Source organism: Paracoccus sp. 228 (assembly GCF_000967825.1).
Classification (GTDB): Bacteria; Pseudomonadota; Alphaproteobacteria; order Rhodobacterales; family Rhodobacteraceae; genus Paracoccus; species Paracoccus marcusii.
This window is the reverse complement of sequence record NZ_JYGY01000001.1, coordinates 254,320-278,405: the sequence shown is the minus strand read 5'-3', so window position 1 is coordinate 278,405 and position 24,086 is coordinate 254,320. Positions and strand designations below refer to the sequence as shown.

21 protein-coding genes are annotated in these 24,086 nt (G+C 68.3%); 11 read left to right on the top strand and 10 right to left on the bottom strand.

The window, feature by feature from the left end; all coding sequences use genetic code 11:
* The first annotated feature begins 67 nt into the window (after nucleotides 1-67).
* Genes SY26_RS01275 through SY26_RS01240 form a run of 8 tightly spaced genes read left to right on the top strand, consistent with a single transcriptional unit; the run spans nucleotide 68 to nucleotide 10,437 of the window.
* Nucleotides 68-1,591 (top strand): M81 family metallopeptidase, encoded by a 1,524-nt coding sequence (locus tag SY26_RS01275; protein ID WP_232303235.1) that lies wholly within the window; start codon nucleotides 68-70, stop codon nucleotides 1,589-1,591.
* Nucleotides 1,592-1,633: 42 nt separating this feature from the next.
* The gene (locus SY26_RS01270; RefSeq protein WP_045998967.1) at nucleotides 1,634-3,199 is read left to right on the top strand and encodes an ABC transporter substrate-binding protein; all 1,566 of its coding nucleotides are present in this window, start codon (nucleotides 1,634-1,636) and stop codon (nucleotides 3,197-3,199) included.
* A 54-nt stretch (nucleotides 3,200-3,253) separates the two neighbouring features.
* Nucleotides 3,254-4,195: an ABC transporter permease gene (locus tag SY26_RS01265; RefSeq protein ID WP_045998966.1), complete on the top strand. Its 942-nt coding sequence runs from the start codon at nucleotides 3,254-3,256 to the stop codon at nucleotides 4,193-4,195.
* Entirely contained in the window at nucleotides 4,195-5,070 is an 876-nt protein-coding gene (locus SY26_RS01260) for an ABC transporter permease (protein ID WP_045998965.1), read from the top strand. Before SY26_RS01265 ends, SY26_RS01260 begins: the two co-directional genes overlap by 1 nt.
* Nucleotides 5,070-6,743, top strand: a complete 1,674-nt coding sequence (locus SY26_RS01255) for an ABC transporter ATP-binding protein (protein ID WP_045998964.1) — start codon at nucleotides 5,070-5,072, stop codon at nucleotides 6,741-6,743. The genes SY26_RS01260 and SY26_RS01255 overlap by 1 nt, the downstream gene beginning before the upstream one ends.
* Nucleotides 6,727-7,896 (top strand): M20 aminoacylase family protein, encoded by a 1,170-nt coding sequence (locus SY26_RS01250; protein WP_045998963.1) that lies wholly within the window; start codon nucleotides 6,727-6,729, stop codon nucleotides 7,894-7,896. The genes SY26_RS01255 and SY26_RS01250 overlap by 17 nt, the downstream gene beginning before the upstream one ends.
* Nucleotides 7,893-9,023, top strand: coding sequence for a M20/M25/M40 family metallo-hydrolase (locus tag SY26_RS01245; protein ID WP_045998962.1), 1,131 nt, complete (start codon nucleotides 7,893-7,895; stop codon nucleotides 9,021-9,023). The genes SY26_RS01250 and SY26_RS01245 overlap by 4 nt, the downstream gene beginning before the upstream one ends.
* Before the next feature lie 7 nt (nucleotides 9,024-9,030).
* Complete coding sequence (locus SY26_RS01240) at nucleotides 9,031-10,437, top strand: amidase (protein ID WP_045998961.1); 1,407 nt, start codon at nucleotides 9,031-9,033, stop codon at nucleotides 10,435-10,437.
* On the opposite strand, the gene SY26_RS01235 is transcribed toward SY26_RS01240, so the two are convergent.
* Nucleotides 10,434-11,381, bottom strand: a complete 948-nt coding sequence (locus SY26_RS01235) for an NAD(P)-dependent oxidoreductase (protein ID WP_255352847.1) — start codon at nucleotides 11,379-11,381, stop codon at nucleotides 10,434-10,436. The two genes, SY26_RS01240 and SY26_RS01235, sit on opposite strands and share 4 nt — an antisense overlap.
* A gap of 44 nt (nucleotides 11,382-11,425) precedes the next feature.
* Here SY26_RS01235 and SY26_RS01230 point away from each other — a divergent pair, with 44 nt between their 5' ends.
* Nucleotides 11,426-12,883: an aldehyde dehydrogenase family protein gene (locus tag SY26_RS01230; RefSeq protein WP_045998959.1), complete on the top strand. Its 1,458-nt coding sequence runs from the start codon at nucleotides 11,426-11,428 to the stop codon at nucleotides 12,881-12,883.
* 32 nt (nucleotides 12,884-12,915) lie between these two features.
* Here SY26_RS01230 and SY26_RS01225 read toward each other — a convergent pair whose 3' ends face one another.
* The 3 genes from SY26_RS01225 to SY26_RS01215 form a co-directional block, all read right to left on the bottom strand.
* Nucleotides 12,916-13,488: a L,D-transpeptidase gene (locus tag SY26_RS01225; protein ID WP_045981684.1), complete on the bottom strand. Its 573-nt coding sequence runs from the start codon at nucleotides 13,486-13,488 to the stop codon at nucleotides 12,916-12,918.
* Between the two features lie 130 nt (nucleotides 13,489-13,618).
* A complete protein-coding gene (locus SY26_RS01220) occupies nucleotides 13,619-15,844 on the bottom strand; it encodes an ATP-binding protein (protein WP_052715072.1) in 2,226 nt (741 codons plus the stop codon).
* The gene (locus tag SY26_RS01215; protein ID WP_045998958.1) at nucleotides 15,841-16,299 is read right to left on the bottom strand and encodes a molybdopterin-dependent oxidoreductase; all 459 of its coding nucleotides are present in this window, start codon (nucleotides 16,297-16,299) and stop codon (nucleotides 15,841-15,843) included. The genes SY26_RS01220 and SY26_RS01215 overlap by 4 nt, the downstream gene beginning before the upstream one ends.
* A gap of 159 nt (nucleotides 16,300-16,458) precedes the next feature.
* Here SY26_RS01215 and SY26_RS01210 point away from each other — a divergent pair, with 159 nt between their 5' ends.
* The gene (locus SY26_RS01210) at nucleotides 16,459-17,121 is read left to right on the top strand and encodes a GntR family transcriptional regulator (protein ID WP_045998957.1); all 663 of its coding nucleotides are present in this window, start codon (nucleotides 16,459-16,461) and stop codon (nucleotides 17,119-17,121) included.
* A 13-nt stretch (nucleotides 17,122-17,134) separates the two neighbouring features.
* Nucleotides 17,135-18,067 carry a sugar kinase gene (locus SY26_RS01205; RefSeq protein WP_045998956.1) on the top strand — a complete coding sequence of 311 codons (933 nt, stop codon included), beginning with the start codon at nucleotides 17,135-17,137 and terminating at the stop codon, nucleotides 18,065-18,067.
* Here SY26_RS01205 and SY26_RS01200 read toward each other — a convergent pair whose 3' ends face one another.
* Genes SY26_RS01200 through SY26_RS01175 form a run of 6 tightly spaced genes read right to left on the bottom strand, consistent with a single transcriptional unit; the run spans nucleotide 18,068 to nucleotide 24,086 of the window.
* Nucleotides 18,068-19,543, bottom strand: a complete 1,476-nt coding sequence (locus tag SY26_RS01200; protein ID WP_045999584.1) for a UxaA family hydrolase — start codon at nucleotides 19,541-19,543, stop codon at nucleotides 18,068-18,070.
* The gene (locus SY26_RS01195; protein WP_045998955.1) at nucleotides 19,536-20,960 is read right to left on the bottom strand and encodes a mannitol dehydrogenase family protein; all 1,425 of its coding nucleotides are present in this window, start codon (nucleotides 20,958-20,960) and stop codon (nucleotides 19,536-19,538) included. The genes SY26_RS01200 and SY26_RS01195 overlap by 8 nt, the downstream gene beginning before the upstream one ends.
* Entirely contained in the window at nucleotides 20,938-21,678 is a 741-nt protein-coding gene (gene kduD, locus SY26_RS01190) for a 2-dehydro-3-deoxy-D-gluconate 5-dehydrogenase KduD (RefSeq protein WP_045998954.1), read from the bottom strand. The genes SY26_RS01195 and kduD overlap by 23 nt, the downstream gene beginning before the upstream one ends.
* On the bottom strand, nucleotides 21,675-22,499 hold the full coding sequence (kduI, locus tag SY26_RS01185; protein ID WP_045998953.1) for a 5-dehydro-4-deoxy-D-glucuronate isomerase: 825 nt from the start codon (nucleotides 22,497-22,499) through the stop codon (nucleotides 21,675-21,677). Before kduI ends, kduD begins: the two co-directional genes overlap by 4 nt.
* A gap of 11 nt (nucleotides 22,500-22,510) precedes the next feature.
* On the bottom strand, nucleotides 22,511-22,792 hold the full coding sequence (locus SY26_RS01180) for a cupin domain-containing protein (protein ID WP_045998952.1): 282 nt from the start codon (nucleotides 22,790-22,792) through the stop codon (nucleotides 22,511-22,513).
* A 13-nt stretch (nucleotides 22,793-22,805) separates the two neighbouring features.
* The gene (locus SY26_RS01175) at nucleotides 22,806-24,086 is read right to left on the bottom strand and encodes a TRAP transporter large permease (protein WP_045998951.1); all 1,281 of its coding nucleotides are present in this window, start codon (nucleotides 24,084-24,086) and stop codon (nucleotides 22,806-22,808) included.

Sequence of the window (24,086 nt, the reverse complement as noted above, 5' to 3'; positions counted from 1 at the left end):
CGTTGACATGATCAATTTTGGGTTAATACACTCGTGATACAATGCAACTGTATCGGATGACAATACATTGCTGACCCAGACGATTCCTGCCCGTCCTTTGCGGATCGCCCTTGCGGGCTTCGTTCATGAGAGCAATTCCTTTGCCCCAAGCCCCGCCGACATGGCGGCCTTTGAACAGGGCGGTGGCTATCTACCGCTGTGCCGTGGGGCGCAGATCATCGAGCGTGCACGGGACGTGAACCTGCCGATCGCCGGTGTCATCGCGCATGGCGAAAGGCAGGGTTGGCAGATGGTGCCTGTCGTCTGGGCCGGCGCGGTCCCATCGGCCCCGGTGACCGCCGATTGCTATGCCGCCCTGACCGAGGAGATCGTCCAGGGCCTGCGCGATGCGGGGCCGCTGGACGGCGTCTTTCTGGACCTGCACGGCGCGATGGTGGCCGATGGGGCGCCGGACGGCGAAGGCCTGCTGTTGGAGCGGGTCCGCCAGGCAGTCGGGCCGAACACGCCTGTCGTCGCGGCGCTGGACCTGCACGGCAACATCACGGCGCGGATGGTGGACAATGCCGACCTGATGGTGGGGTTCCGCACCTATCCGCATGTCGACATGGCCCTGACCGGGCATCGTGCGGCGCAGCAACTTGACCGCCTGATGGGCGGCGCGCCCAACGCCAAGGCGTTCCGGCAGCTGGATTTTCTGATCCCGATCGCGTGGCAGGCAACCGATGCACAGCCCGCAGCCGGGCTTTATGACCGGGTTGCCGCATGCGACGGTCAGGGCTGTGCGTCGCTGTTCATGGGGTTTCCCGCGGCCGATTTCGCCGACTGCCGCCCCTCGGTCATCGCCTATGCCCAGACGCAGGCACAGGCCGGTGCGATGGCCGACGGCCTGGCACAGGCCCTGCGCGAGGCCGAACCCGCGTTCCGCGGCGAATGCCTTAGCCCCGCGGGCGGGGTGGCAGAGGCGATGCGCCGCGCCACCGATCGGCCGGTGATCCTGGTCGACACGCAGGACAATCCCGGCGCAGGCGGCAATTCCGACACGACCGGCATGCTGCGCGCCCTGGTCGAGGCCGATGCCCGGGACGCGGCCATCGGCCTGATCATCGATCCGGAGGCGGCGGCGGCGGCCCATGCCGCGGGGGTGGGCGCGACCATCGATCTGGCCCTGGGCGGTCGGTCCGGCATTCCGGGCGATGCGCCATTTCAGGGCCGGTTCACGGTGGACGCGCTGTCCGACGGGGCCTGCCATGCCACGGGCCCGTTCTATGGCGGCGCGCATCTGGCGCTTGGGCCGTCCGCCTGCCTCAGCATCGGGGGCGTGCGGGTGGCCGTCGCGTCGGAAAAGGCGCAGATGGCCGATCGTCAGATGTTCCGCTTCCTTGGGATCGTCCCCGAGGAGCAGGCCATCCTGGTCGTGAAAAGCTCGAACCATTTCCGTGCCGATTTCGCCCCCATCGCGGCGGCGATCCTGACCTGCGCCGCGCCCGGGCCCATGCCCGTCAGCCCGGCCAGCCTGCCCTTTCGCAACCTTGTCCCCGGCATCCGGCTGGAGCCGGGCGGCGCACCCTTCACACCCCCCGCGCAAAGCTGACGCCAAGATCACCCCGCGGACCCGTTCAACAGAGAGGACACCATGCTCAAGAAATTGACTGCCACGCTTCTGGCCTCGACCATGCTGACAGGCGCGGCCTGGGCCGAGACCACCGTCAAGGCCGTGATGCATTCCGGCCTGCGCGTGCTGGACCCCGTTATCACCACCGCCCACATCACGCGCAACCACGCCTACATGATCTACGACGTGCTGATCGCGCAGGATTCCGAATTCCAGCCGCAGCCGCAGATGGCCGACTGGACCATCTCGGACGATCAGCTGACCTATACCTTCACGCTGCGCGACGGGCTGACCTTCCATGACGGCGCGCCGGTGACGGCGGCCGATGCCGTGGCCTCGCTGCAGCGGTGGGGGCAGAAGGACGCGGGCGGACAGGTCATCATGGACCGCACCGCCAGCCTTGAGGCGACCGATGACAAGACGATCACCTGGACGCTGACCGAACCCTTCGTGCCGATGCTGGACGTGCTGTCCAAGCAGTCGGCCCTGCCCCCCTTCATCATGCCCGCCCGCGTGGCCCAGACCTCGGCCGACGAGGCGATCACCGAATACGTGGGTTCGGGGCCGTTCCGCTTTGTCGAGGCGGAGTTCCAGCCGGGGCTGATGGTCGTCTATGAGAAGTTCGACGAATACGTGCCGCGCGACGAACCCGCCGACTGGATGGCCGGCGGCAAGGTCGTCAATGTCGACCGCGTCGAATGGGTCAACATGCCCGACGTCCAGACCGCCGTGAACGCGCTGTCGGGCGGAGAGATCGACTATATCGAGGCGATGCAGGTCGACCTGATCCCGCTGCTGGAGGGTGATCCGAACATCGTCGTCGAGACGCGCGAGCCGACCGGCATGCAGACGATGACGCGGATGAACTTCCTGCACCCGCCCTTCGACAACGTCCAGGTCCGCCAGGCGGCAATCAAGGCGATCACCCAGGAACCGGTCCTGGCCGCGATGGTCGGCAACCCCGAATATTATTCGGTCTGCGGCGCCATCCTGGGCTGCGGTACGCCGCTGGAGAACGCGATCGGCACCGAAACCCTGACCCAGGGCGGCGGCGCCGAGGAGGCGCGGGCGCTGCTGGAACAGGCGGGCTACGACGGCACGCCGGTCGTGCTGATGGCGCCCACCGACATGGTGGCGCTGGCCACTCAGCCCGTCGTCGTGTCGCAGATGCTGCGCGAGGCCGGGTTCCAGGTCGAGCTGCAGCCGATGGACTGGCAAACGCTGGTCACCCGCCGTGCCAGCCAGGCAGCCCCGGCCGAAGGGGGCTGGAACGTGTTCATCACAAACTGGATGGTGCCGGAGATCTCGAACCCGATCTCGAACCCGATGCTGAACGGACGCGGCGACGACGCCTGGTTCGGCTGGCCGACCGACGAGACCATCGAGGGTCTCAAGGAGGAGTTCATCGACGCCCCCGACGCAGCAGCCCAGGCCGCGGTCGCCGAGAAGATCCAGGCCCATGCCCTTGAGAACGGCCTGCTGATCCCTCTGGGTCAGTACACCCTGCCGCAGGCCCGTCGCACCACGATCACCGAGATGATCAACTCGCCCGTGCCGGTCTTCTGGGGCCTGCAGAAGTCCGAGTGATCGAAAGCAGGGGGCGGTCCTGCCGCCCCCCACCCACCTGATCGGAGAAACCTGATGCTGGGGTACATCCTGCGGCGCATTCTGGCCGTCATTCCGGTGATGCTGCTGGTCGCCGTCTTCGTCTTCCTGCTGCTGCGCCTGACGCCGGGCGACCCGGCCGCGATCATCGCGGGCGACATGGCGACCCCCGCCCAGCTGGAGCGCATTCGCGAGGCCATGGGCCTGAACGATCCGCTGCACATCCAGTTCGTGACCTGGGTCGGACAGCTGCTGCGGGGCGATCTGGGCGTGTCGCTGATCTCGAACACGCCGGTGGCCACGATGGTCGCCGACCGCATCGCGCCGACCCTGTCCATTGCGGTGCTGACCATCGTGATGTCGGTCGCGATCGCCGTGCCGATGGGCGTCCTGGCCGCGTGGAAGCATCGCAGCATGGCCGATTACGCGGTGATGACCTTCTCGGTCCTGGGGTTTTCGGTGCCGGTCTTCGTGATCGGATACCTGTTCATCCTGGTCTTCTCGCTGCAGCTGGGCTGGTTCCCGGTGCAGGGATACACGCCCCTGTCGTCGGGCCTGGGCGGGTTTCTGTCAAATGCCTTCCTGCCCGCGCTGACGCTGTCCACCATCTATGTCGCGCTGATCGCGCGCATGACGCGGGCCAACATGCTGGAGGTGCTGGGCGAGGACTATATTCGCACCGCCCGCGCCAAGGGGGCCCCGGAACGCACCGTCCTGTTCCGCCACGCACTGAAGAACGCGGCCGTCCCGATCCTGACCGTGATCGGCACCGGCTTTGCCCTGCTGATCGGAGGCGTGGTGGTGACCGAGACCGTCTTCAACATCCCCGGCGTGGGCCGCCTGACGGTCGATGCGATCTTGGCGCGCGACTATCCGGTCATCCAGGCGATGATCCTGCTGACCAGCTTCCTCTATGTGCTGGTGAACCTGCTGATCGACCTCAGCTACCGCCTCTTTGACCCAAGGATCCGTTACTGATGGCACAGGTACCGCAACCGACCTCGGCGATGCAGCCGGTCCTGCGCGCGCTGCGCCTGCCGCATCTGGGCGCAGGCAGCAAGATCGCGGCGCTGGTGCTGGCCGTCATCGTCGTCCTGACGCTGCTGGCGGGCTGGATCGCGCCGCATGACCCGCTGGCGATGAACCCCATGGCCCGCTTGCAGGGCCCGATCGAGGGCCATCCCCTTGGCACCGACAATTTCGGTCGCGACATCTTCAGCCGCGTGCTGATCGGGGGACAGCTGTCGCTGATCATCGGAATCGCCACGGCGGTGGTGTCGGTCCTGCTGGGCCTGATCATCGGCATGATCGCGGGCTTCTTCCGCACGGCGGACGCGATCATCATGCGGGCGATGGATGCGCTGATGGCGATCCCGTCGATCCTGCTGGCCATCGCGCTGGTGGCGCTGAACGGCCCGTCGGTCGGATCGGTCATCGCCGCGATCACCATCCCCGAGATCCCCCGCGTCGTGCGTCTGGTCCGCGCCGTTGTCCTTTCCGCGCGCGAGGAGCCCTATGTCGAGGCCGCGATCGCGCTTGGCACGCCGATGCGCAAGATCCTGGTGCGCCACCTGGTGCCGAACACCACCGCACCCCTGATCGTGCAGGGCACCTACATCCTGGCCAGCGCCATCCTGACCGAGGCGATCCTGTCCTTCCTGGGCGCAGGCGTCAGCACCGAGACCCCCACCTGGGGCAACATCATGGCCGAGGGTCGGCTGTTCTTCCGCATCAAGCCGGAGCTGATCCTCTATCCCGGCATCGCGCTGTCGCTGTGCATCCTGTCGATCAACCTTCTGGGCGATGCGGCACGCGACATGCTGGACCCGCGGCTGAAGAAGAGGGCAGGCTGATGCAGTTCAAGACACGCAACTTCGACGCGGCAGACGTGGTGCTGGAGGCACGCGACCTGACCGTGACCCTACCCGAGACGCCGGGAAACCCCGCGGTCCTGAAGGGCATCGACTTGACCATCCGCGCGGGCGAGACCGTCTGCCTGGTGGGCGAATCCGGGTCGGGGAAATCCGTCACCTCGCTGGCGATCATGGGGCTGCTGCCCGACGCGCTGCGCGTCGCGGGGGGCACGATCCGGCTGCAGGGCCGCGACCTGCTGCCCCTGACACAGGCCGAGATGCGCGACCTGCGCGCGGCCCGCGTCGCGATGATCTTCCAGGAGCCGATGACCGCGCTGAACCCGGTGCTGCGCGTGGGCGACCAGATCATGGAGGTGATGGAGCTGCACACCGACCTGCCCGCCGCGGAACGCCGCCGTCGCGCCGTGGCGATCATGGAGCAGGTCCATCTGCCCGATGTCGAGCGCATCTTCCGCAGCTATCCGCACCAGCTGTCGGGCGGCCAGCGCCAGCGGATCATGATCGCGATGGCGCTGGTGCTGGAGCCGGTGCTGCTGATCGCGGACGAACCCACGACCGCGCTGGACGTGACCACGCAAAAGCAGATCCTGGCGCTGATCGACGAATTGCAGAAGGGCCACGGCACGGCGGTGCTGTTCATCACCCACGACATGGGCGTCGTCGCCGAGATCGCCGACACCGTCTATGTCATGAAGCAGGGCGAGATCGTCGAACATGGCGCGGTCGAGACGCTGCTGCGCAGCCCGCAGGCGGACTATACCCGCAAGCTGCTGAAGGCCGTGCCCAGCCTGTCGCCCCGCGATGCCCGGCCCGTGACGGAGGATGCGGTCCTGCGGGTCGAGCGGCTGAACAAGATCTATGGCGGCGGCGGCATCCTGCGGAAGCTGCCGCAAGCGCATGCCGCCAAGGATGTGACCTTCGCCCTGTCGCGCGGCCGCACCCTGGGGATCGTCGGCGAAAGCGGGTCTGGCAAGTCCACCGTCGCGCGCTGCATCATGCGGCTGATCGACCCCAGTTCTGGGCGCATCCTGCTGGACGATGCCGACATCGCGAACCTTTCGCGCGGCGCGTTGCGCCCGCACCGCCAGAAGCTGCAGGTGGTGTTCCAGGACCCGATGCGGTCGCTGAACCCCCGCTGGACCATCGGCGAGAGCCTGATCGAGGGGCCATTGAACTATGGCACCAGCCGTGCGGACGCGATGGCCGAGGCCGCGCGCCTGATGGGCGTCGTGGGCCTGCCCGCCGACGCGCTGGCCCGCTATCCGCACCAGTTCTCGGGCGGGCAGCGGCAGCGGATCGCGATCGCCCGCGCGGTGATGATGCGCCCCGACGTGCTGGTGGCCGACGAGGCCGTGTCGGCGCTGGACGTGTCGGTGCAGGCGCAGGTGCTGGACCTTCTGGACCAGCTGCAGCGCGACCTGGGCATCGCCATCGTCTTCATCACCCACGATCTGCGCGTCGCCGCCCAGATCTGCGACGAGGTGATCGTCATGCAACGCGGCGCCGTCGTGGAACACGGCCCCGCGGGCGAGGTGCTGGCCGCGCCCGCCCATCCCTATACCCGCGCCCTGATCGAGGCCGCCCCCGGCCGGTCATGGGACTTCCAGAACTTCCGTGCCATGCCAGAGGTGAGACATGCCGAACCTGCCTGAGATCGACGCCGCCGTCCCGGAACTGACCGCGATCTTCCGCGACCTGCACGCCCACCCGGAAATCGGCATGGAGGAGGTTCGCACCAGCGCGGTCGTCGCGGCCAAGCTGCGCGAATGGGGCGTGGACGAGGTCCACGAGGGCGTGGGCAGGACCGGCGTCGTGGGCATCGTGCATGGCCGGGGTCAGGGCAACCGCCGCATCGGCCTGCGCGCCGACATGGACGCGCTGCCGATCCAGGAGGCGACGGGCCTGCCCCATGCCTCGACCCAGGCCGGCAGGATGCATGCCTGCGGCCATGACGGGCACACGACCATGCTGCTGGGTGCCGCGCAGTATCTGGCGCGCACGCGCAACTTCGACGGCACCGCGGTCCTGATCTTCCAACCCGCCGAGGAGGGTCTGGGCGGCGCCCGCGCCATGATCGCGGACGGGCTGTTCCAGCGGTTCCCGGTCGACGAGGTCTATGGCATGCACAACCAGCCGACCGGCCAGCCGGGCCGCGCGACGCTGTGCAAGGGTCCGGCCATGGCGGGGGCGTCCTTCTTGGACATCACCGTGACGGGCAAGGGCAGCCATGCCGCCATGCCGCAGCAGTCGCGCGATGCGCTGGTCGCGGCATCAGGGCTGGTGGGGCAGTTCCAGACGATCCTGGGTCGGAACGTCGCGCCGCTGGATCAGGCCGTGCTGTCGGTGACCCAGATCCATGCAGGCAGCGCCTACAACGTGGTGCCCGAGACCGCGACCCTGGCCGGCACGATCCGCTTCTTCCGACCCGAGGTCCGCGACCTGATGCAGGCGCGGATGCGCGCCATCTGCGAGGGTGCCGCGCAGGCCTTCGACCTGCGGATCACCTGCGAGTTCCGCGAGATCTTCGACGTGCTGGTGAACGATGCCGACCTGTCGGACGCCTGGACACAGGCCGCCGCCGACGTGCTGGGCGCAGACAATGTGCGCGACGATTCCCAGCCCTTCACCGGGTCCGAGGATTTCGCCGACATGCTGCAGCAGGTCCCCGGCGCCTATGGCAACCTGGGCCATGCGGGAACGGTGCCGCTGCACAATCCAGGCTTCGTGCTGGACGAGGGTATCCTGCCCGTCGGCGCGTCGATCTATGCGCGGCTGATCGAACGCCGCCTGCCGGTGGCGGCATGAGCGCGGTCGACCTGCCCTTCGACGCGGAGGAGATGCTGACGGGCCTGCGCCCCTGGATCGAATGCGAAAGCCCGACCTGGGACGCGGGTGCCGTCAGCCGGATGATGGACCTGGCCGCGCGCGATCTGTCCGCGATCGGCGCCACGGTCGAGACGGTGCCGGGCACCAAGGGCTTCGGCACCTCGATCCGCGCGACCTTTCCGCATGCCGATCAGGGCAAGCCGGGCATCCTGGTGTCGGGGCACATGGACACGGTCCATCCCGTCGGCACGCTGGAGAAGCTGCCTTTCCGGGTGCAGGACGGCAAGGCCTGGGGGCCGGGCATCATGGACATGAAGGGCGGCAACTACGTCTTTCTGGAAGCGATGCGCCAGATCGCGCGGGCGGGGCTGACCACGCCTTTGCCGGTCACGTTCCTGTTCACCCCCGACGAGGAGGTCGGCACCCCCGCCACCCGCGGCCTGATCGAGGATGCCGCCCGCGGCCAGCGCGCCGTGCTGCTGCCCGAACCCGCGCTGCCCGACGGGGGCGCGGTGATCGGGCGATACGCCATCGCGCGTTTCGACCTGTTGACCCACGGCCGGCCCAGCCATGCGGGCTGGGCGCTGAAGGACGGGCGGTCGGCCATCGCCGCCATGGCCCGCCGTATCCTGCAGATCGAGGCGATGACCACCGAGGACTGCACCTTTTCCGTGGGCGTGATCCATGCCGGGCAATGGGTGAACTGCGTGGCCTCGGAATGCCGGGCCGAGGTCCTGTCCATGGCCAAGACGCAAGACGACCTGGACCGCGGCGTCGCGGCCATGCTGGCGCTGCAGGGCGAACGGGACGGGGTCGAATTCACCGTCACCCGCGGCGTCACCCGCCCGGTCTGGGAGCCGCAGCCGGGCACGATGGCGCTGTATGATCTGGCGCGCGACCTGTCGGCGCAGATCGGGTTCGACCTGTCGTCGGACCGGTCGGGCGGCGGGTCGGACGGCAACTTTATCGGTGCGATGGGCGTGCCCACGCTGGACAGCATCGGCGTGCGCGGCCGCGGCCTGCACACGCTGGACGAACATATCGAGATCGACAGCCTGCCCGAGCGTGCGCGCCTGGCCGCGGGCCTGCTGACCCGGATCACCTGAGGACCCCATGACCGCATTTGCCGACCTGACCGCCGCCGCGATGACCGCGGGCTTTGCCGACCGCAGCCTGTCCCCGGTCGAGGTGACCCGCGCCGTCCTGGACCGCATTGACGCCTGCGAGCCGGTGCTGAACGCGATGTGGACCGTCGATCACAACCTGGCGCGGGAGGCCGCCCGCGCGTCCGAGGAGCGCTGGCGGCGCGGCGATCCGCTGACGGTGGGCGGCGTGTCGTTGGACGGCGTGCCCATCACCATCAAGGAGAACATCGCCACCCGCGGCGTGGCGATGCCCCTGGGCACCGCGGTCAGCGACATGACGCCGCGCACCGAGGACGCGCCCCCCGCCGCCCGCATGCGCGAGGCGGGGGCGGTCTTTCTGGGCCGCACGACCATGCCCGATTTCGGGATGCTGTCCTCGGGCCTGTCCAGCTTTCACCGGCTGGCGCGCAATCCGTGGAACACCGCAATGAACCCCGGCGGCTCCAGCGCGGGGGCGGGAGCGGCAGGGGCTGCGGGCTATGGGCCGCTCCATCTGGGGACCGACATCGGCGGATCGATCCGGCTGCCCGCCGCGTGGTGCGGGCTGGTGGGGCTGAAGCCCAGCTTGGGGCGCGTGCCGATCGACCCGCCTTTCATGGGGCGCGCGGCGGGACCGATGACGCGGACCGTCACCGATGCCGCGATGGCCATGGCGGTGCTGTCCCAGCCCGACGGGCGCGACCACATGTCCCTGCCACCCGCGACGATCGACTGGATGGACCTGGACTGCGACCTGAAGGGGCTGCGTGTCGGCCTGCTGATGGACGCCGGCTGCGGCATGGCGGTCGACCCGCAGGTCAGCGACGCCGTGACCGCCGCGGCGGCGCTGTTCGAACAAGCCGGCGCCGTCATCCGGCCCATCGATCCGTGGATGACCCCCGATCTGCTGCAGGGCCTGGATGATTTCTGGCGCACGCGGGCCGGGCTGGACGTGCTGGCGCTGGCGCCCGAACGGCGGGCCCGTATCCTGCCGCTGGTGCGGGAATGGGCAGAATCGGGTCTGGGCCGGTCCGGAGAGGACGTCTGGCGCAGCTATGGCGCCACGGTCGAGATCCGTCGTCGCACCACCCAGGCCATGGCTGATCTGGACCTGATCCTGTCGCCCATCTCTCCGAATGTCAGCTTTCCGGCGGATTGGGCCTATCCCGCCGACAACGACGTGACGCGCGCGATGCAGCATATCGGCTTTACCGCGCCCTTCAACATCGGCGAACAACCGGCGATCAGCGTGCCCTGCGGCCATGACCGGAACGGCGTGCCCATCGGGTTGCAGATCGCTGGCCGCCGGTTCGACGACCTGGGCGTGCTGCGCGCCGCGCGGGCGTGGGAACGGATCGCCCCGCCCGCACGCCCCTGGCCCGTGGTCACGGGCTAGTCGTGCGAGGGCTTGTCCTGCGGGGCGAACAGGGCCGCGGCTTCCGACAGATAGCTGTCGGCGAAACCGCCTTGGGCAAGCCCGTCCAAGGCCGCCCCGACGCCGTCTGCCGCGTCATGCGCGGCGCCCACGTCCCGCGACAGCTGCCGGTAATAGGACAGGTCCTTGGCCGCATTCGCGACCGAAAAGCGCATTCCCGACGTGTCCCCCGACAGCAGGAAGGGCGCGATCCGGTCCAGCGCGGCACCGTGCCCGCCGCCCTTGGACAGCACGTCGACAAAGGTCGCGTCACGGATGCCCGCCTGCCGCGCACAGGCCGCGGCCTCGCTGATCAGGGTCGCGCAGCCGATCGAGACGAAGTTGTGCAGCAGCTTCAGCGTATGGCCCGCGCCGACGTCGCCCGCGTGAAAGATGTTCTCGGCGAACGTGCCCAGCAGGGGGCGCATGCGGTTGAACAGATCACCGTCCGCGCCCACCAGCAGGTTCAGGCGGCCTTCCTCGGCCTCCTTTGGGGTGCGGGTCATGGCCGCGTCCATGAATTCCCCGCCCGCCTCGCGCGTCAGCCCCGCCAGGCGCAGGGTCGATGCCGGGATCGCGGTCGAACAGTCGACGATTACGGTTCCCGGACGGATCGCGGCCAGCAGACCGCCCGCGCCCAGCAGCACCTCCTCGACCTGGGGGGTGCCCGACAGGCACAGGATGACCGCGCGGCATTCCGCCAGGGCCTCCAGCCTATCGACGCGGCGCGCGCCAAGCGCCGTCAGGTCACCGACCGGCTGGTTGCCGGGATGATCCAGAAACAGCAGCGGCCACCCCTTGGCCGCAATGTTTCGCGCGATGCCGTGGCCCATCAGACCCACGCCCACCATGCCGACCGTCATCTTGTCCATCGTCTCCTCCTGTCCTGCCGGGGGGCCAGCTTGGGCGCTGGCCGCCCGGGCCACAAGGTGACCGGACGCAATTTTTCCACCGACCACAGGACCGCAGCATGATCATCGACGATCTGACCCGCATCGACACCAGCCTGATCTTCGTGGATGGCCACTGGACCCGCCCCCAAGGCGGCACCCTGCCGGTCGAGGATCCGTCGACCGGCGATGCCATCGGGGTGATCGGTCGCGGCACCCCGGCCGATGTCGACGCCGCCGTCGCCGCCGCCCGCGCCGCCCTGGACGGCCCCTGGGGGGCGCTGACCGCCACCGACCGCGGGCGCATCCTGACGCGGATGTCCGCCCTGGTCCTGGACCGGGCCGAGGACCTTGCGATGATCGAGACGCTGGACGTGGGCAAGCCGCTGGACCAGTCGCGCCGCGATTCGGTGGCCCTGGCCCGCTATCTGGAATTCTACGGCGGTGCGGCGGACAAGCTGATGGGCAGCACGATTCCCTATCAACAGGGCTATACCGCCTATACACTGCGCGAGCCGCATGGCGTTTGCGGGATCATCATCCCGTGGAACTATCCCATGCAGATCCTGGGCCGCGCCGTCGCGGCGGCGCTTGCCGCGGGCAATGCCGTGGTGCTGAAGCCGGCCGAGGATGCGTCGCTCTCGGCCCTGGTCTTTGCGCAGATCGCCCATCAGGCGGGTTTGCCCCCCGGCGCGTTGAACGTCGTGACCGGCCTGGGGGCCGAGGTGGGCGCGGCGCTGTCCGCACATCCGGGCGTGCATCATCTGTCCTTCACCGGCTCGGTCGGGACCGGGGCCGGCATTCAGCGCGCCGCGGCGGCCAACGCCGTGCCCGTGACGCTAGAACTGGGAGGCAAGTCGCCTCAGATCGTCTTTGACGACGCCGACCTGGACCGGGCGATCCCGGTTCTGGTCGGGGCCTGCATGCAGAATGCCGGGCAGACCTGTTCGGCCGCGTCGCGCGTTTTGGTACAGGCCGGTGTCTATGACGAGGTGCGTCGCCGCATGTCCGACATCTTCAACGGGCTGGTGGCAGGACCGGCGCCCGACAGCCACGACCTGGGTCCGCTGGTGTCGTCGCGCCAGAGGCGACTGGTGCAGGATTTCATCGATCTTGGCACCCGCGAACTAACCTTGGCGGCACAGGGGCGCCTGCATCCTGACGCGGCGGCCGGCGGCCATTTCGTGCGACCCACGCTGTTTGCGGATGTACCCCCCGATCACGCCTTGGCGCAGCAGGAGATCTTTGGCCCGGTGCAGGTCATGATGCCCTTTGCCGATGAGGCGGAGGCCCTTCGCATTGCCAACGGCACCGAATACGGACTGGTCGCCGGCATATGGACCCGCGACGGGGCGCGACAGCTGCGCCTGGCGGGCCGGCTGAACTGCGGCCAGGTCTTCATCAACAACTATGGCGCGGGGGGGGGGGTCGAGCTGCCCTTCGGCGGCATCGGCAAGTCGGGGCATGGTCGCGAAAAGGGGTTCGAGGCGCTGTACGGCTTCACCCGCACCAAGACCATCGCGATCCACCACGGTTGAAAGGCAGGGCGCCATGCGCCCCGCCTTGGCGATCAGAACACCGTCACCTGTGTGCCGATCTCTGCGACCGCATACAGCTTTTCGACATGCTCGTTATAAAGGCCATAGCAGCCCGACGACGACCGCCGCCCGATCTTGCGCGTGTCATGGGTGCCGTGGACCAGATAGGCCGGCCAGCCCAGGTACAGGCCGAACTTGCCCAACGGGTTTTCGGGCGCGCCCCCCTCGACCCGCTGCGGCAGGGTCGGATCCTTGACGCGCATGCTGGGCGTGGGCGTCCAAGGCGGGTTGGCGACCTTGCGCACGATCTCGGTCTGGCCGCGGCGGGTCAGTTCGTCTGTCATCGGGATCGCGCAGGGAAAGACGAAATGCACGCTTTCGTCACCCGACCAGAAATGTACCGCACGCGAGGTCACGTCGGCCAGCAGGACCCCCTTGCCCAAGGACGGATAGAAATCCTGCCAATGCCGCGCGCGGAACGACGACTGGTTGCGCTGCGGTCCCGGGTTTTCCTGGCCATAGGCCATGGCGGGGATCAGGACGCCCGTCGCCGCAAGACCCTGAAGGAAGGTTCTTCGGTCGCCGAAGGGACGATTCGTGGACATGCTGCTGCCTCGTGCTTGTGTTGGGCTTTTCAGCGACAATAGCCCCGCGCGTGCCTTCCCCCAAGCCCCCGCCGCAAGGTTGGCGGCCCACCCCGGAGATTCTGCAACAGATGCAGGGGCACGCGGCCGATCACGCCTGCGGCAACGGTCCCGCGGGACGCACCGCCTGCAACAGCGCGTTCAGCGCCGCCCGGCTGAGCGGCTTGACCAGCGACCGGTCCATCCCGGCCTGACGAAAGCTTGCCAGATCCTCTGGCATGGCATGGGCCGTCAGGGCCACGATGGGGCAGTCGCGGTTGGGGCCGTCACCCGCGCGAATGCGCCGGGCCGCGTCGATGCCGTTCATGCGGGGCATGCTGATATCCATCAGGATGAGGTCGAACCGACGCTGTTGGGCGGCGGCGACGCCGGCAAGGCCATCCTCGGCCTCGGTCACCTCGCATCCTTGGCGGCGCAGCATCTCGCGGGCAACCAGACGGTTGATGGCATTGTCCTCGACCATCAGAATGCTGAGGCCGGGACAGTCCGGACTGGCCACCGCCTGCTGGGGCACCGTGTCGGGCGCAACGGGCGCAGGCTCCAGGGGCAGCGTGATCCGGAACGCGGTCCCCCTGCCCGGCTGGCTTGAGACCGTGATCTTTCCGCCCATGGCATCGACCAGGCCCTTGACGATGCTGAGGCCAAGTCCCGTCCCCTCGACCTTGCGGTCAAAGGTCGAACCCAAGGTGACGAACGCATCGAAGATCCTGTCCAGATCGTCTGCGGGGATGCCAATACCCGTATCGGTCACGCGCAACGTGACGTGTCCCGGCGGCCCCGACGTATCGACCAGCACGGTGATATGTCCGTTCTCGGTGAACTTGATGGCGTTGCCGACCAGGTTCACGACGATCTGTTCCAGCCGCGCCGCATCGCCCAGGACCGGCGCCATATCGTCGCCGGAATATACCGCCATCAATTGGTTGCCCGCCGCCTGTGCCTGCGTCTGCAGACCCAGGATCGCCGAATCGACCAAGCTGCGCAGGTCGACCGGGTTCCGGGCCAGAACCAACTGCCCGCTGCGCGCCCGCGAGGTGTCCAGCACATCGTTGACATGGCCCAGCAGCATGCGGCCGGAATGCTCCATCGCGGCGACGTACTGGCGCTGGCGGTCGTCCAGTTCGGTCAGGCTCAGCAGGTCCAGCAAGCCCAGAATGCCGTTCAGGGGGGTCCGCATCTCATGGCTCATCACGGCGATCATGCGCGTCTTGGCCTGTTCGCCCGCGACGGCGCGGTCACGGGCCTCGATCAGTTCGGCCTCCTCGGCCGCCCGTCTGGACACGTCGCGCACGAAGGCGACCACCAGCGGTCCGTCCTCTCCTCGGGCGACCGACATGGACAGTTCGACGGGGATGATCCGGCCTGACTTGTGCCGGGCGGCGGTCTGCATGATATCGGGCCCGCCGGCGCGCGGGCGGGTGGTGCCGTCACGGACCCGGGCCAGAACCTCGCGCACCTTGGCACGCCGGTCGTGCGGGGTCAGCAGGTCGACGACATCGGCGCCCACGGCCTCGGCCCGGTCATATCCGTAGATGCGCTGTGCTGCGGCGTTGAAGCCCAGGATCCGCCCATCGGGGCGCGCCACCAGGATTGCGTCGATCGACGCCTCGAACAGCGAATTCAGTCGATTACTGACCGCGGCGATGCGGCGGTTTCGTTCGCCTGCGCTGCGCACCATCGCGGCTAGGACCACGACGCTGCCCGCCAGCACCATGAACAACGGAACGACCAGCAGCGACAGGGTCGTCAATGCGCGGGCCACACCTTCGCGGCGCAGCGCGGATTTCTCGGCGAACAGCCGCACCCCCTCCAGCGACACCTGCCTGACCAGGGGCACGGCGGCGTCGACGATGGGCATGATCCGGGGCAGCCCCGCGATCAGTCCCGCGTCATCGCCGTCGATCACCGGCACGGCGGCGTCCAGCCCGGACTGGATCGCCTGCAGCGCGGTCGAGATGCCGGGTTCCGCGCGCAGGTGGTCATAGGTCCGCCCCTGCTGCAGCGTCTGGATGCGCGAATAGAAGATGTCGAACCGCTGCCGCAGATCCCGTGCCTGATCCGCGCCGGCACCCGGCGCGGCCAGCAGCAACGCGGCACGCTGCAGGGCCAGAACCTCGACCTCGGACTGGGCCAGGAACCATTGGGTGTTGTCCGTGGCCGCGGTCCCCATCTCGTCGATCTGACGGCGCGCATCGACCTGCAGCAGCCAGACGACCAGCCCCAGGGCCAGGATTACGCAACCGAAGAAGGCGGGCATCATCCTGACCGCCCGCGCGATGCGCGGGGGATGCAGGTCGGTGCCCACCGCGTTGATCACCGCACGGCCTCGATCCGGACCAGCTGCCAGATGCTGCGGGCATAGGTCACCTCGGACTGCAGCGCAGGATCGGAATCATAGGGATAGATGACCCAGAGCGGCCCCTTGTCGCGCACGGACATCGCCTGCCCGTCCTGCTGGAACGCGACGATGGGATAATCCGCCGTCACCTCGTCCACGGGAATCTGCACGGCGTAGTCATTGATCGCCACGGCCGAGACCGTGCCCTCATCGATGCCCGCATCGGTCAGGATCGTCTGCAGCGGGACCCCGGTGAAGGTCGGCTGCCCCTCCGTCCAGATGGTCGAGGTGGCAAAGCTGACCGGCCCAAACGCCTGAAGCGCCGCCTGGTCATAGGTCTGCGTGCCGTCCGGGCCGACCACGGTCAGCAACGGATCGTCGGCCAGCGCCGGACCCGCCAGCGCAAGCAAAAGGGAGAGGGCTGCGATCTTCATGGGACTGCCTTCGACAGGGTTGGTCGGGGTTGCGGTGTCGCGTCATCTTGACGCCCGCCGCGCCATTCTGGCAGCGAATCCTTTCTAAAATGCTATCGATTGACCGATGCCCTTTACTGGTATGGAAGTATGGTATAAATTTGGGGAAAAGGGCTCGACATGATTCCGATCCGCGCTGCCACGACCGCCCAGCAGGTCCATGACTGGTTGTACCGCTGCGTCCTGCGCGGCGACCTGCTGCCGGGCACGCGCCTGTCGGAGACGGAGATCGCGGCGCAGGTCAACCTGTCGCGCCAACCCGTGCGCGAGGCCTTCATCCGGCTTGCCGCCGATGGCTTGGCCGAGGTGCTGCCCCAACGGGGCACCTATATCGGGCGCATCTCGATGCGGGCGGTCCTGTCGGCGCGCTTCATCCGCGAGGCGGTGGAAAGCGACCTGGCCCGCCATGTGGCCGCCACCCGCCCCGACCTGACCGCGATGGCCGCCGAATTGACCGTGCAGGAAAGGTGCGATGTCGAAGGCGACGTGCCGGGGTTCATCGAATCGGACGACCGGTTCCACCGCGCCATGGCCTTGGCGGCGGATCAGGGCGCCGTCTGGCAGGATCTGGAACGGCTCAAGGCCCAGATGAACCGCCTGCGGCACCTGTCGATGCGCGTCTTCGACCGCAGCCAGACCATCGCCCAGCACCGTGCCGTCCTGACCGCGCTGCAGGCCGGCGACGCCGATGGCGCCGAAGATGCCATCCGCACGCATCTGCGCCAGATGCTGACCGAACTGCCGCAGATGGCCGCGGCGCATCCCGACTATTTCACCGACTGAAAGATCCCAAAACATGCCGCAAGCCGACCCCATCCGCATCCTGTCCATCGGCGAGGCCATGGTCGAGATGTCGCGCGCCCCAGATCCGGATCTGTGGCGGATGGGCTTTGCCGGCGACACGCTGAACACGGCCTGGTATCTGCGCCGCCTGTTGGACGACGCCTGGCAGGTCGACTATCTGACGCGGGTCGGCACGGGCGACTTTTCGACCCGGATGGTCGAGTTCCTGCGGGCCGAAGGGCTGGGCACCGCCCATGTCAGCCGTCAGCCCGATGCCGAGATCGGCCTCTATGCGATCAGCCTGACGAACGGGGAACGCAGCTTCTCCTACTGGCGCGACACGTCCGCGGCGCGGCGGCTGGCCGACGACCCGACCCTGCTGCACGCCGCCCTTCAGGGCTGCGCAATGGCCTATCTATCGGGGATCACGCTGGCGATCCTGCCCCCGCAGGGACGCATCGGCCTGATTCAGGCGCTGGACCGGGCGCGGCAGGCCGGCACCACGGTCGTCTTCGACACCAACCTGCGCCCGCGACTGTGGGCCGACGTGGACACCATGCGTGCGGTCACGCAGGACGCTGCCGGCCGCGCGGATCTGGTCCTGCCCAGCTTCGACGACGAGGCCGCGCTGTTCGGCGATGCCGATCCGCAGGCGACGCTGGACCGCTATCTGGCCCTGGGCGCGGGCCAGGTGGTGGTCAAGAATGGCGGTGGGCCGATCCGGTTCGGCGGGCGCGATGGTGCGGGCCACATCGACGATCTCAGCGTCGAGCCCCCGGTCGACAGCACCGCCGCGGGCGACAGCTTCAATGCGGGCTATCTGGCGGCACGGCTGACAGGGGCCGATTGCGCCGGTGCCATCCGGGCCGGGCACGCGCTTGGCCGACAGGTGATCCGCCATCCGGGCGCGTTGATCCGGCAGGCGGTCGAGGACGCGCGGCGCTGACTACAGCACCGCGCCGATCTGCCAGGGCAGGAACTCGTGGTCGCCCAGGCCCAGGGCCTCGCTTCGGGTGACCTGGCCCGATGCGGTGCGCAGGATCAGATCGACGATCTGGCGGCCCTTGTCGTCAAGGCTGACGCCGGACAGCACGTCGCCGCAGTTCAGATCCATATCGTCGCGCATTGCGGCGAACAGGGCATCGTTCGTCGCCAGCTTGAGGGTGGGCGCGGGTTTCGACCCGAAGGCTGATCCGCGCCCGGTGGTGAACACGATCAGCTGGGCCCCCCCGGCGATCTGACCTGTGGCCGAGACCGGGTCGTAACCCGGCGTGTCCATGAAGTTCAGGCCCGGCGCGGTGATGGGTTCGGCATAATCCAGCACGGCGTTCAGCGGCGTGGCGCCCGCCTTGGCCACCGCGCCCAGGGATTTCTCAAGGATCGTCGTCAGCCCGCCCGCCTTGTTGCCGGGGCTGGGATTGTTGTCCAGCGAGGCACCGTTCATCGCGGCATACCCCTCCCACCAGCGCAGGCGGGCCAGCAGACGGTCGGCCAATGCGGGGTCGGCGGCGCGGTCCAGCAGCAGGCGTTCCGCGCCGTGGATCTCGGGCGTCTCGGACAGCACGACCGATGCGCCCTGCGCGGCCAGGATATCGCAGGCCACCCCAAGTGCGGGGTTGGCCGTGATGCCCGAAAATCCGTCCGACCCGCCGCATTGCAGCCCGATCCGCAGGGCCGATGCCGGGGCGGGTGCGCGCGTCACCGCATTAACCTGCGGCAGCATCTGGCGGACGCGGGCCTTGATGGCGTCGATGGTCGCGCGGGTGCCACCGTTGTCCTGGATCGTCAGCCCATGAAAGCGCGCGGCCTGGCCCAACTCCTGCTTCATGCGGGCGATCTGCATCACCTCGCAGCCCAGCCCTACGAACAGCGCGGCCCCGACGTTCGGGTGCCCGGCATGCCCGGTCAGCACCCGCTGCAGCGCGATCCACCCCGGACCGCTGTCGGCCATCCCGCAGCCCGATCCGTGGGCAAAGGCCACCACCCCGTCAACATTCGGATAATCGGCCAGCGCGCCCTCGGCCTGCAATTCGTCGGCGGCGCGGCGGATGACCGTCGCCGAACAGTTGACCGTCGCCACCAGCGCCACGAAGTTGCGCGTGCCGACCTGTCTGCCGTCGCGGTGATAGCCCTGAAACTGCAACTCCGGCCCGCGATGCCGGTCAAGAGCCGCCCGCGCGGCCGCAAGCCCGGCGCCGGGGGACTGGTCGCGGTCGTGATCACCAAAGGCCAGGTTGTGGCTGTGAACGTGATCGCCCGCCGCGATGTCGCAGGTGGCATAGCCGATCACCTGCCCGTACTTCACCACCGCCGCCCCCCGCGCGATGTCCGCGCGGGCGATCTTGTGTCCGGCAGGCGCCACGCCGCGCGTGGTCAGGATGGCGACGGTGTCCGACGGGTTCAGGACCAGCGGTTCAGCCACTTGCGGCGACCCGCGCGCCATCACGCACCAGCTTCGTCAGCGCATCGGTCAGCTCCGCGCGGAACCCCGTGTCGTCGCGCAGCACGGCGGGAAAGACCTGCGACAGGGCCAGGAACCCGTCGACCGTCGCCGCCGGATCGTCGCGCCACAGCGCGGCCATCTGCGGGGCCAGCGGGTCTTTGACCTCGATCGTTCCACCCGTCTTGTCGCGCCCCGAGGCATAGCGCATCCAGGCCGCCACGGCCAAGGTCAGCCCCGGTACGGGCCGCCAGGCGGCGCGGCCTTCGGCGATGGTGCCAAGGATGCGCTGCGGCATTTTCTGGCTGCCGTCCATGGCGATCTGCCAGGTCCGGTGACGGATTGCCGGATTGGCATAGCGCGCCGCCAGCGCGTCGGCATAGGCCGCAAGGTCGGTGCCCGGCGGCGGCGTCAGCGCCGGGATGATCTCGGACCGCCACAGACGGTCGACGAACTGCGCCATCACCGGGTCGGCCATCGTGTCGGCGATGGTCTGGTGCCCGGCCAGATAGCCCAGATAGGCCAGGCTGGAATGGGTGCCGTTCAGCATCCGCAGCTTCATGTGCTCGAACGGCGTCACGTCGTCGACCAGTTGCACGCCGACCGCACCCAGGTCCGGGCGACCGTTGCAGAACCGGTCCTCGACCACCCATTGGCGGAAGGGTTCGTGCATCACCGGGGCCTCGTCACGCCGGCCCGTCAGGGTCTCGACCCGGTCCAGATCGGCGGGCGTGGTGGCCGGAACGATGCGGTCGACCATGGTCGAGGGGAAGGCCCCTTGCGCCTCGATCCAGGCGGCGAGATCGGGGTCGATCAGCCGCGCCAGGTCCAGCACGACGCCACGCACGACATGGCCGTTTTCCGGCAGGTTGTCGCAGCACAGCACGGTAAAGGGCGGGATGCCCGCCGCGCGGCGCGCCTGCAGGGCCCGGACCAGAAAACCCGGCGCCGATCTGGGCAGCGGATTGTCCAGATCGTAGCGGATGTCAGGGTGATCGGCGTTCAGCCGCCCCGTGGAAGGCTTATGGCAATAGCCCTTTTCTGTGACCGTCAGGCTGACGATCCGCACCGCGGGTGCGGTCATCGCGTCCAGCACGGCCTGGGGGTTTTCCGGCGCGACCAGAACGTCGCGCAGCACGGTGACGACCTGCGCGGTCTCTCCCTCCGGGCCCAGCTGCAGCGCGGTATAGGCCCAGCCCTGCGGGGCCAGCCGGTCGCGCGTGCCGGGCGATTGCAGCGACACGCCGACGATCCCCCAGTCACCGCCCGAAGCCGCCATGGCTTGTTCGACATAGATGGCGCCATGCGCGCGAAAGAACGCGCCCAGGCCCAGATGAACGATGCCCGCGGGTTCGGCGGACGGGGTATGGTGCAACCTAGCGGGCAAGCCAGCCTCCATCGACGTTGAGGATCGCGCCGTTGACGTAATCGGACGCGGGCGCGGCCAGGAACACGGCGGTCTGGGCGATATCCTCGGGGCGACCCCACCGGCCTGCGGGGATGCGCTCCAGGATGGCGCGGCTGCGGTCGGGATCGGCGCGCAGTGCCTGCGTGTTGTTCGTCTCGATATAGCCCGGCGCGATGGCGTTGACGTTCAGCCCGCGCCCGGCCCATTCGTTGGCCATCAGCTTGGTCAGCCCCGCCACGCCATGTTTCGACGCGGTATAGGACGGCACCCGGATGCCGCCCTGAAAGGACAGCAGCGACGCGATGTTGATGATCTTGCCCCTTCCCCGTGGCAGGGCGGCGCGCGCAAAGGCCTGGCAGGTAAAGAACAGCGCCTTGGCGTTCACGTCCATCACCGCGTCCCAATCGGCCTCGGTGAAATCGACCGCATCGTCGCGGCGGATGATGCCCGCATTGTTCACCAGGATGTCGATCGGCTGGTCCGCGAACACGTCGCGCGCGGCCATCGGATCGGCGAAATCCAGGGTCAGCGAGCGCCCCGCCTTGTCAGACACCTGGCCCATCATCGCCACCGTCTCGGCGCAGTCGCGCCGGCCACTGGCGATCACGTCCGCCCCGGCCTGCGCCAAGGCCACGGCGATGGCTTGGCCGATGCCGGTATTCGCGCCGGTGACCAGGGCTGTGCGTCCCTCAAGGGAAAAGGGGGTCACCGCAGGTCCTCCGGCTGGATGAAGTCCATGTCGGTGTAATCGACATTGTCCCCCGCCATCGCCCAGATGAAGGTGTATTCGCCAATGCCCGCGCCGGAATGGATCGACCAGGTCGGCGACAGCACCGCCTGTTCGTTGGCCACGAACAGGTGGCGCGTCTCTTGCGGTTCGCCCATCAGGTGCAGGACCCGCGATTCCGGCGCCATGCCGTGATAGAGGTATGCCTCCATCCGGCGGTCATGGACGTGGGCGGGAATGGTGTTCCAGACCGACCCTTCCTGCAGCGAGGTATAGCCCAGCACCAGCTGGCAGCTTTCCATGACCAGCGGGTGGATGAACTGCTTGATGACGCGCTTGTTCGAGGTCGCGGTCGCGCCCATCTCGACCTTCTTGGCCTGATCGACGGTGATCAGCCGATGCGGCAGCGCGCGATGGGCAGGCGCCGAGGTGATGTAGAACCGCCCCCCGCCCGAAAACGTCACCGCCCCCGCACCCATGCCCAGATACAGCACGTCGCCATTGGCCATGTCCCAGCCCTGCCCCGCGGCCTCTACCCGGCCCGGCCCGCCGATATTGACGATGCCCATCTCGCGGCGGTCCAGAAAGCTGGGCGTGCGGGTCTCGTCGATGGCGTCCAGGGTCAGGGGCGCCCCGTCCGGGACCGCGCCGCCAACCACGAAGCGGTCGTAATGCGTATAGGTCAGGCGGACCTGACCGGCGGCGAACAGACCCTCGACCAGGAAATGCTGCCGCAGCTGGGCGGTGTCCATGCCGCGGGCGTGGTCCGGGTGGATCGCGTGGCGGGTTTCGACATGGGTCATCAGGGGTCCTTTCACAGAAAATCGTCGCGGCGGGGGGTGAAGCTGTCGATCAGCACACCCTCCTCCAGGCACAGGCAGCCGTGTTCGGCGCCCGAGGGGATGATGAAGGCGTCGCCGGGCCCGACCTCGGACGACTGGCCGTCGACGGTGAAGCGGTAGCGGCCCGACTTGACATAGGTCGACTGCACATGCGGATGGCTGTGCAGCGCGCCCCGGTCGCCCGCCGCAAAGGCAAAGCGGACGACCATCAGGTCCGGCGCATGGGCCAGGACGGTGCGGACGGGATCGGTCATTGCGACACCTTCATCAGCGGAACACGGAGGGCAGCCACAGCGACAGCGCCGGGACATAGGTGACCAGCATCAGCGTGGCGAAGGCCGCGCCGTAGAACGGCCAGATCGTGCGCATCGCCTGCCAGATGCTGATGCGGCCCACCGCGCAGCCCACGAACAGCACCGCGCCGACGGGTGGCGTGCACAGGCCGATCCCCAGGTTCAGGATCATGATGACCCCGAAATGCACCGGATCGACGCCGAAGGCGGTGGCGACCGGCAGAAAGATCGGCGTTGTGATGACGATCAGCGGCGACATGTCCATGAACGTCCCCAGGATCAGAAGGACGATGTTGATCATCAGCAGGATCACGATGGGGTTGCTGGACACGCTCTGCAGGATCTCGACCAGCTGTGTCGGCACGCGCAGATAGGCCAGCAGCCAGCCGAAACAGGCCGCGCAACCGATCACCAGCAGCACCATGGCGGTGGTGCGCACCGCGCCCTTGGTCGCCTCGACGAATTCGGACCAGGGCAGGCTGCGATAGACCAGGGCCGTCACCAGCAGCGCATAGACCACCGCCACGTTCGAGGACTCGGACGCCGTGAACCAGCCCGACCGCACGCCCCCGAAGATGATCGCGATCAGGATCAAGCCGGGCATGGCGGACACGAACAGCGCGCCCAGCATCCGCAGGCCCGGGAACGGCTCGGTCGGATAACCCTTCCGGCGCGCGACCCACCAGGCGGTGACCATCAGCGATACCGCCAGCAGCAGGCCCGGAATGATGCCGGCGGTGAACAGGTCTGCGATGGACAGACGGCCCCCGGCGGCGATGGAGTAGATGATCATGTTGTGGCTGGGCGGGATCATCAGCGCGATGATGGAACTGACGACCGTGATGTTCACGGCGTAATCGACGTCGTATCCGCGCGCCTTCATCTGGGGGACCATCAGGCCGCCCACCGCGCTGGCGTCGGCCGCGGCCGACCCGGACACGCCGCCGAACATCAGCGAGGCCATGATGTTGACCTGGCCCAGCCCGCCGCGCATGTGCCCGACCATCGCACCGGCCAGCGCCACCAGGCGCCGGGCGATGTCGCCCCGCACCATCAGGTCTCCCGCGAAGATGAAGAACGGGATGGCGATCAGCGCAAAGACCGAAATGCCACTGTTCAGGCGCTGGAACACCACCACCGGCGGCAGTCCCATATAGAGGACGGTCAGAAAGCTGGCCACACCCAGGCAGAAGGCCACCGGCGTGCCGATCATCAGCAGCGTCACGAAGCTGCCGAACAGGATCCACAATTCCAT

Coding starts and splice junctions, on each gene's coding strand:
- SY26_RS01270 (WP_045998967.1), top strand. CDS start 1,634: ATGCTCAAGAAATTGACTGCCACGCTTCTGGCCTCGACCATGCTGACA.
- SY26_RS01265 (WP_045998966.1), top strand. CDS start 3,254: ATGCTGGGGTACATCCTGCGGCGCATTCTGGCCGTCATTCCGGTGATG.
- SY26_RS01260 (WP_045998965.1), top strand. CDS start 4,195: ATGGCACAGGTACCGCAACCGACCTCGGCGATGCAGCCGGTCCTGCGC.
- SY26_RS01255 (WP_045998964.1), top strand. CDS start 5,070: ATGCAGTTCAAGACACGCAACTTCGACGCGGCAGACGTGGTGCTGGAG.
- SY26_RS01250 (WP_045998963.1), top strand. CDS start 6,727: ATGCCGAACCTGCCTGAGATCGACGCCGCCGTCCCGGAACTGACCGCG.
- SY26_RS01245 (WP_045998962.1), top strand. CDS start 7,893: ATGAGCGCGGTCGACCTGCCCTTCGACGCGGAGGAGATGCTGACGGGC.
- SY26_RS01240 (WP_045998961.1), top strand. CDS start 9,031: ATGACCGCATTTGCCGACCTGACCGCCGCCGCGATGACCGCGGGCTTT.
- SY26_RS01230 (WP_045998959.1), top strand. CDS start 11,426: ATGATCATCGACGATCTGACCCGCATCGACACCAGCCTGATCTTCGTG.
- SY26_RS01225 (WP_045981684.1), bottom strand. CDS start 13,488: ATGTCCACGAATCGTCCCTTCGGCGACCGAAGAACCTTCCTTCAGGGT.
- SY26_RS01215 (WP_045998958.1), bottom strand. CDS start 16,299: ATGAAGATCGCAGCCCTCTCCCTTTTGCTTGCGCTGGCGGGTCCGGCG.
- SY26_RS01210 (WP_045998957.1), top strand. CDS start 16,459: ATGATTCCGATCCGCGCTGCCACGACCGCCCAGCAGGTCCATGACTGG.
- SY26_RS01205 (WP_045998956.1), top strand. CDS start 17,135: ATGCCGCAAGCCGACCCCATCCGCATCCTGTCCATCGGCGAGGCCATG.
- SY26_RS01195 (WP_045998955.1), bottom strand. CDS start 20,960: ATGGAGGCTGGCTTGCCCGCTAGGTTGCACCATACCCCGTCCGCCGAA.
- kduI (WP_045998953.1), bottom strand. CDS start 22,499: ATGACCCATGTCGAAACCCGCCACGCGATCCACCCGGACCACGCCCGC.
- SY26_RS01180 (WP_045998952.1), bottom strand. CDS start 22,792: ATGACCGATCCCGTCCGCACCGTCCTGGCCCATGCGCCGGACCTGATG.
- SY26_RS01175 (WP_045998951.1), bottom strand. CDS start 24,086: ATGGAATTGTGGATCCTGTTCGGCAGCTTCGTGACGCTGCTGATGATC.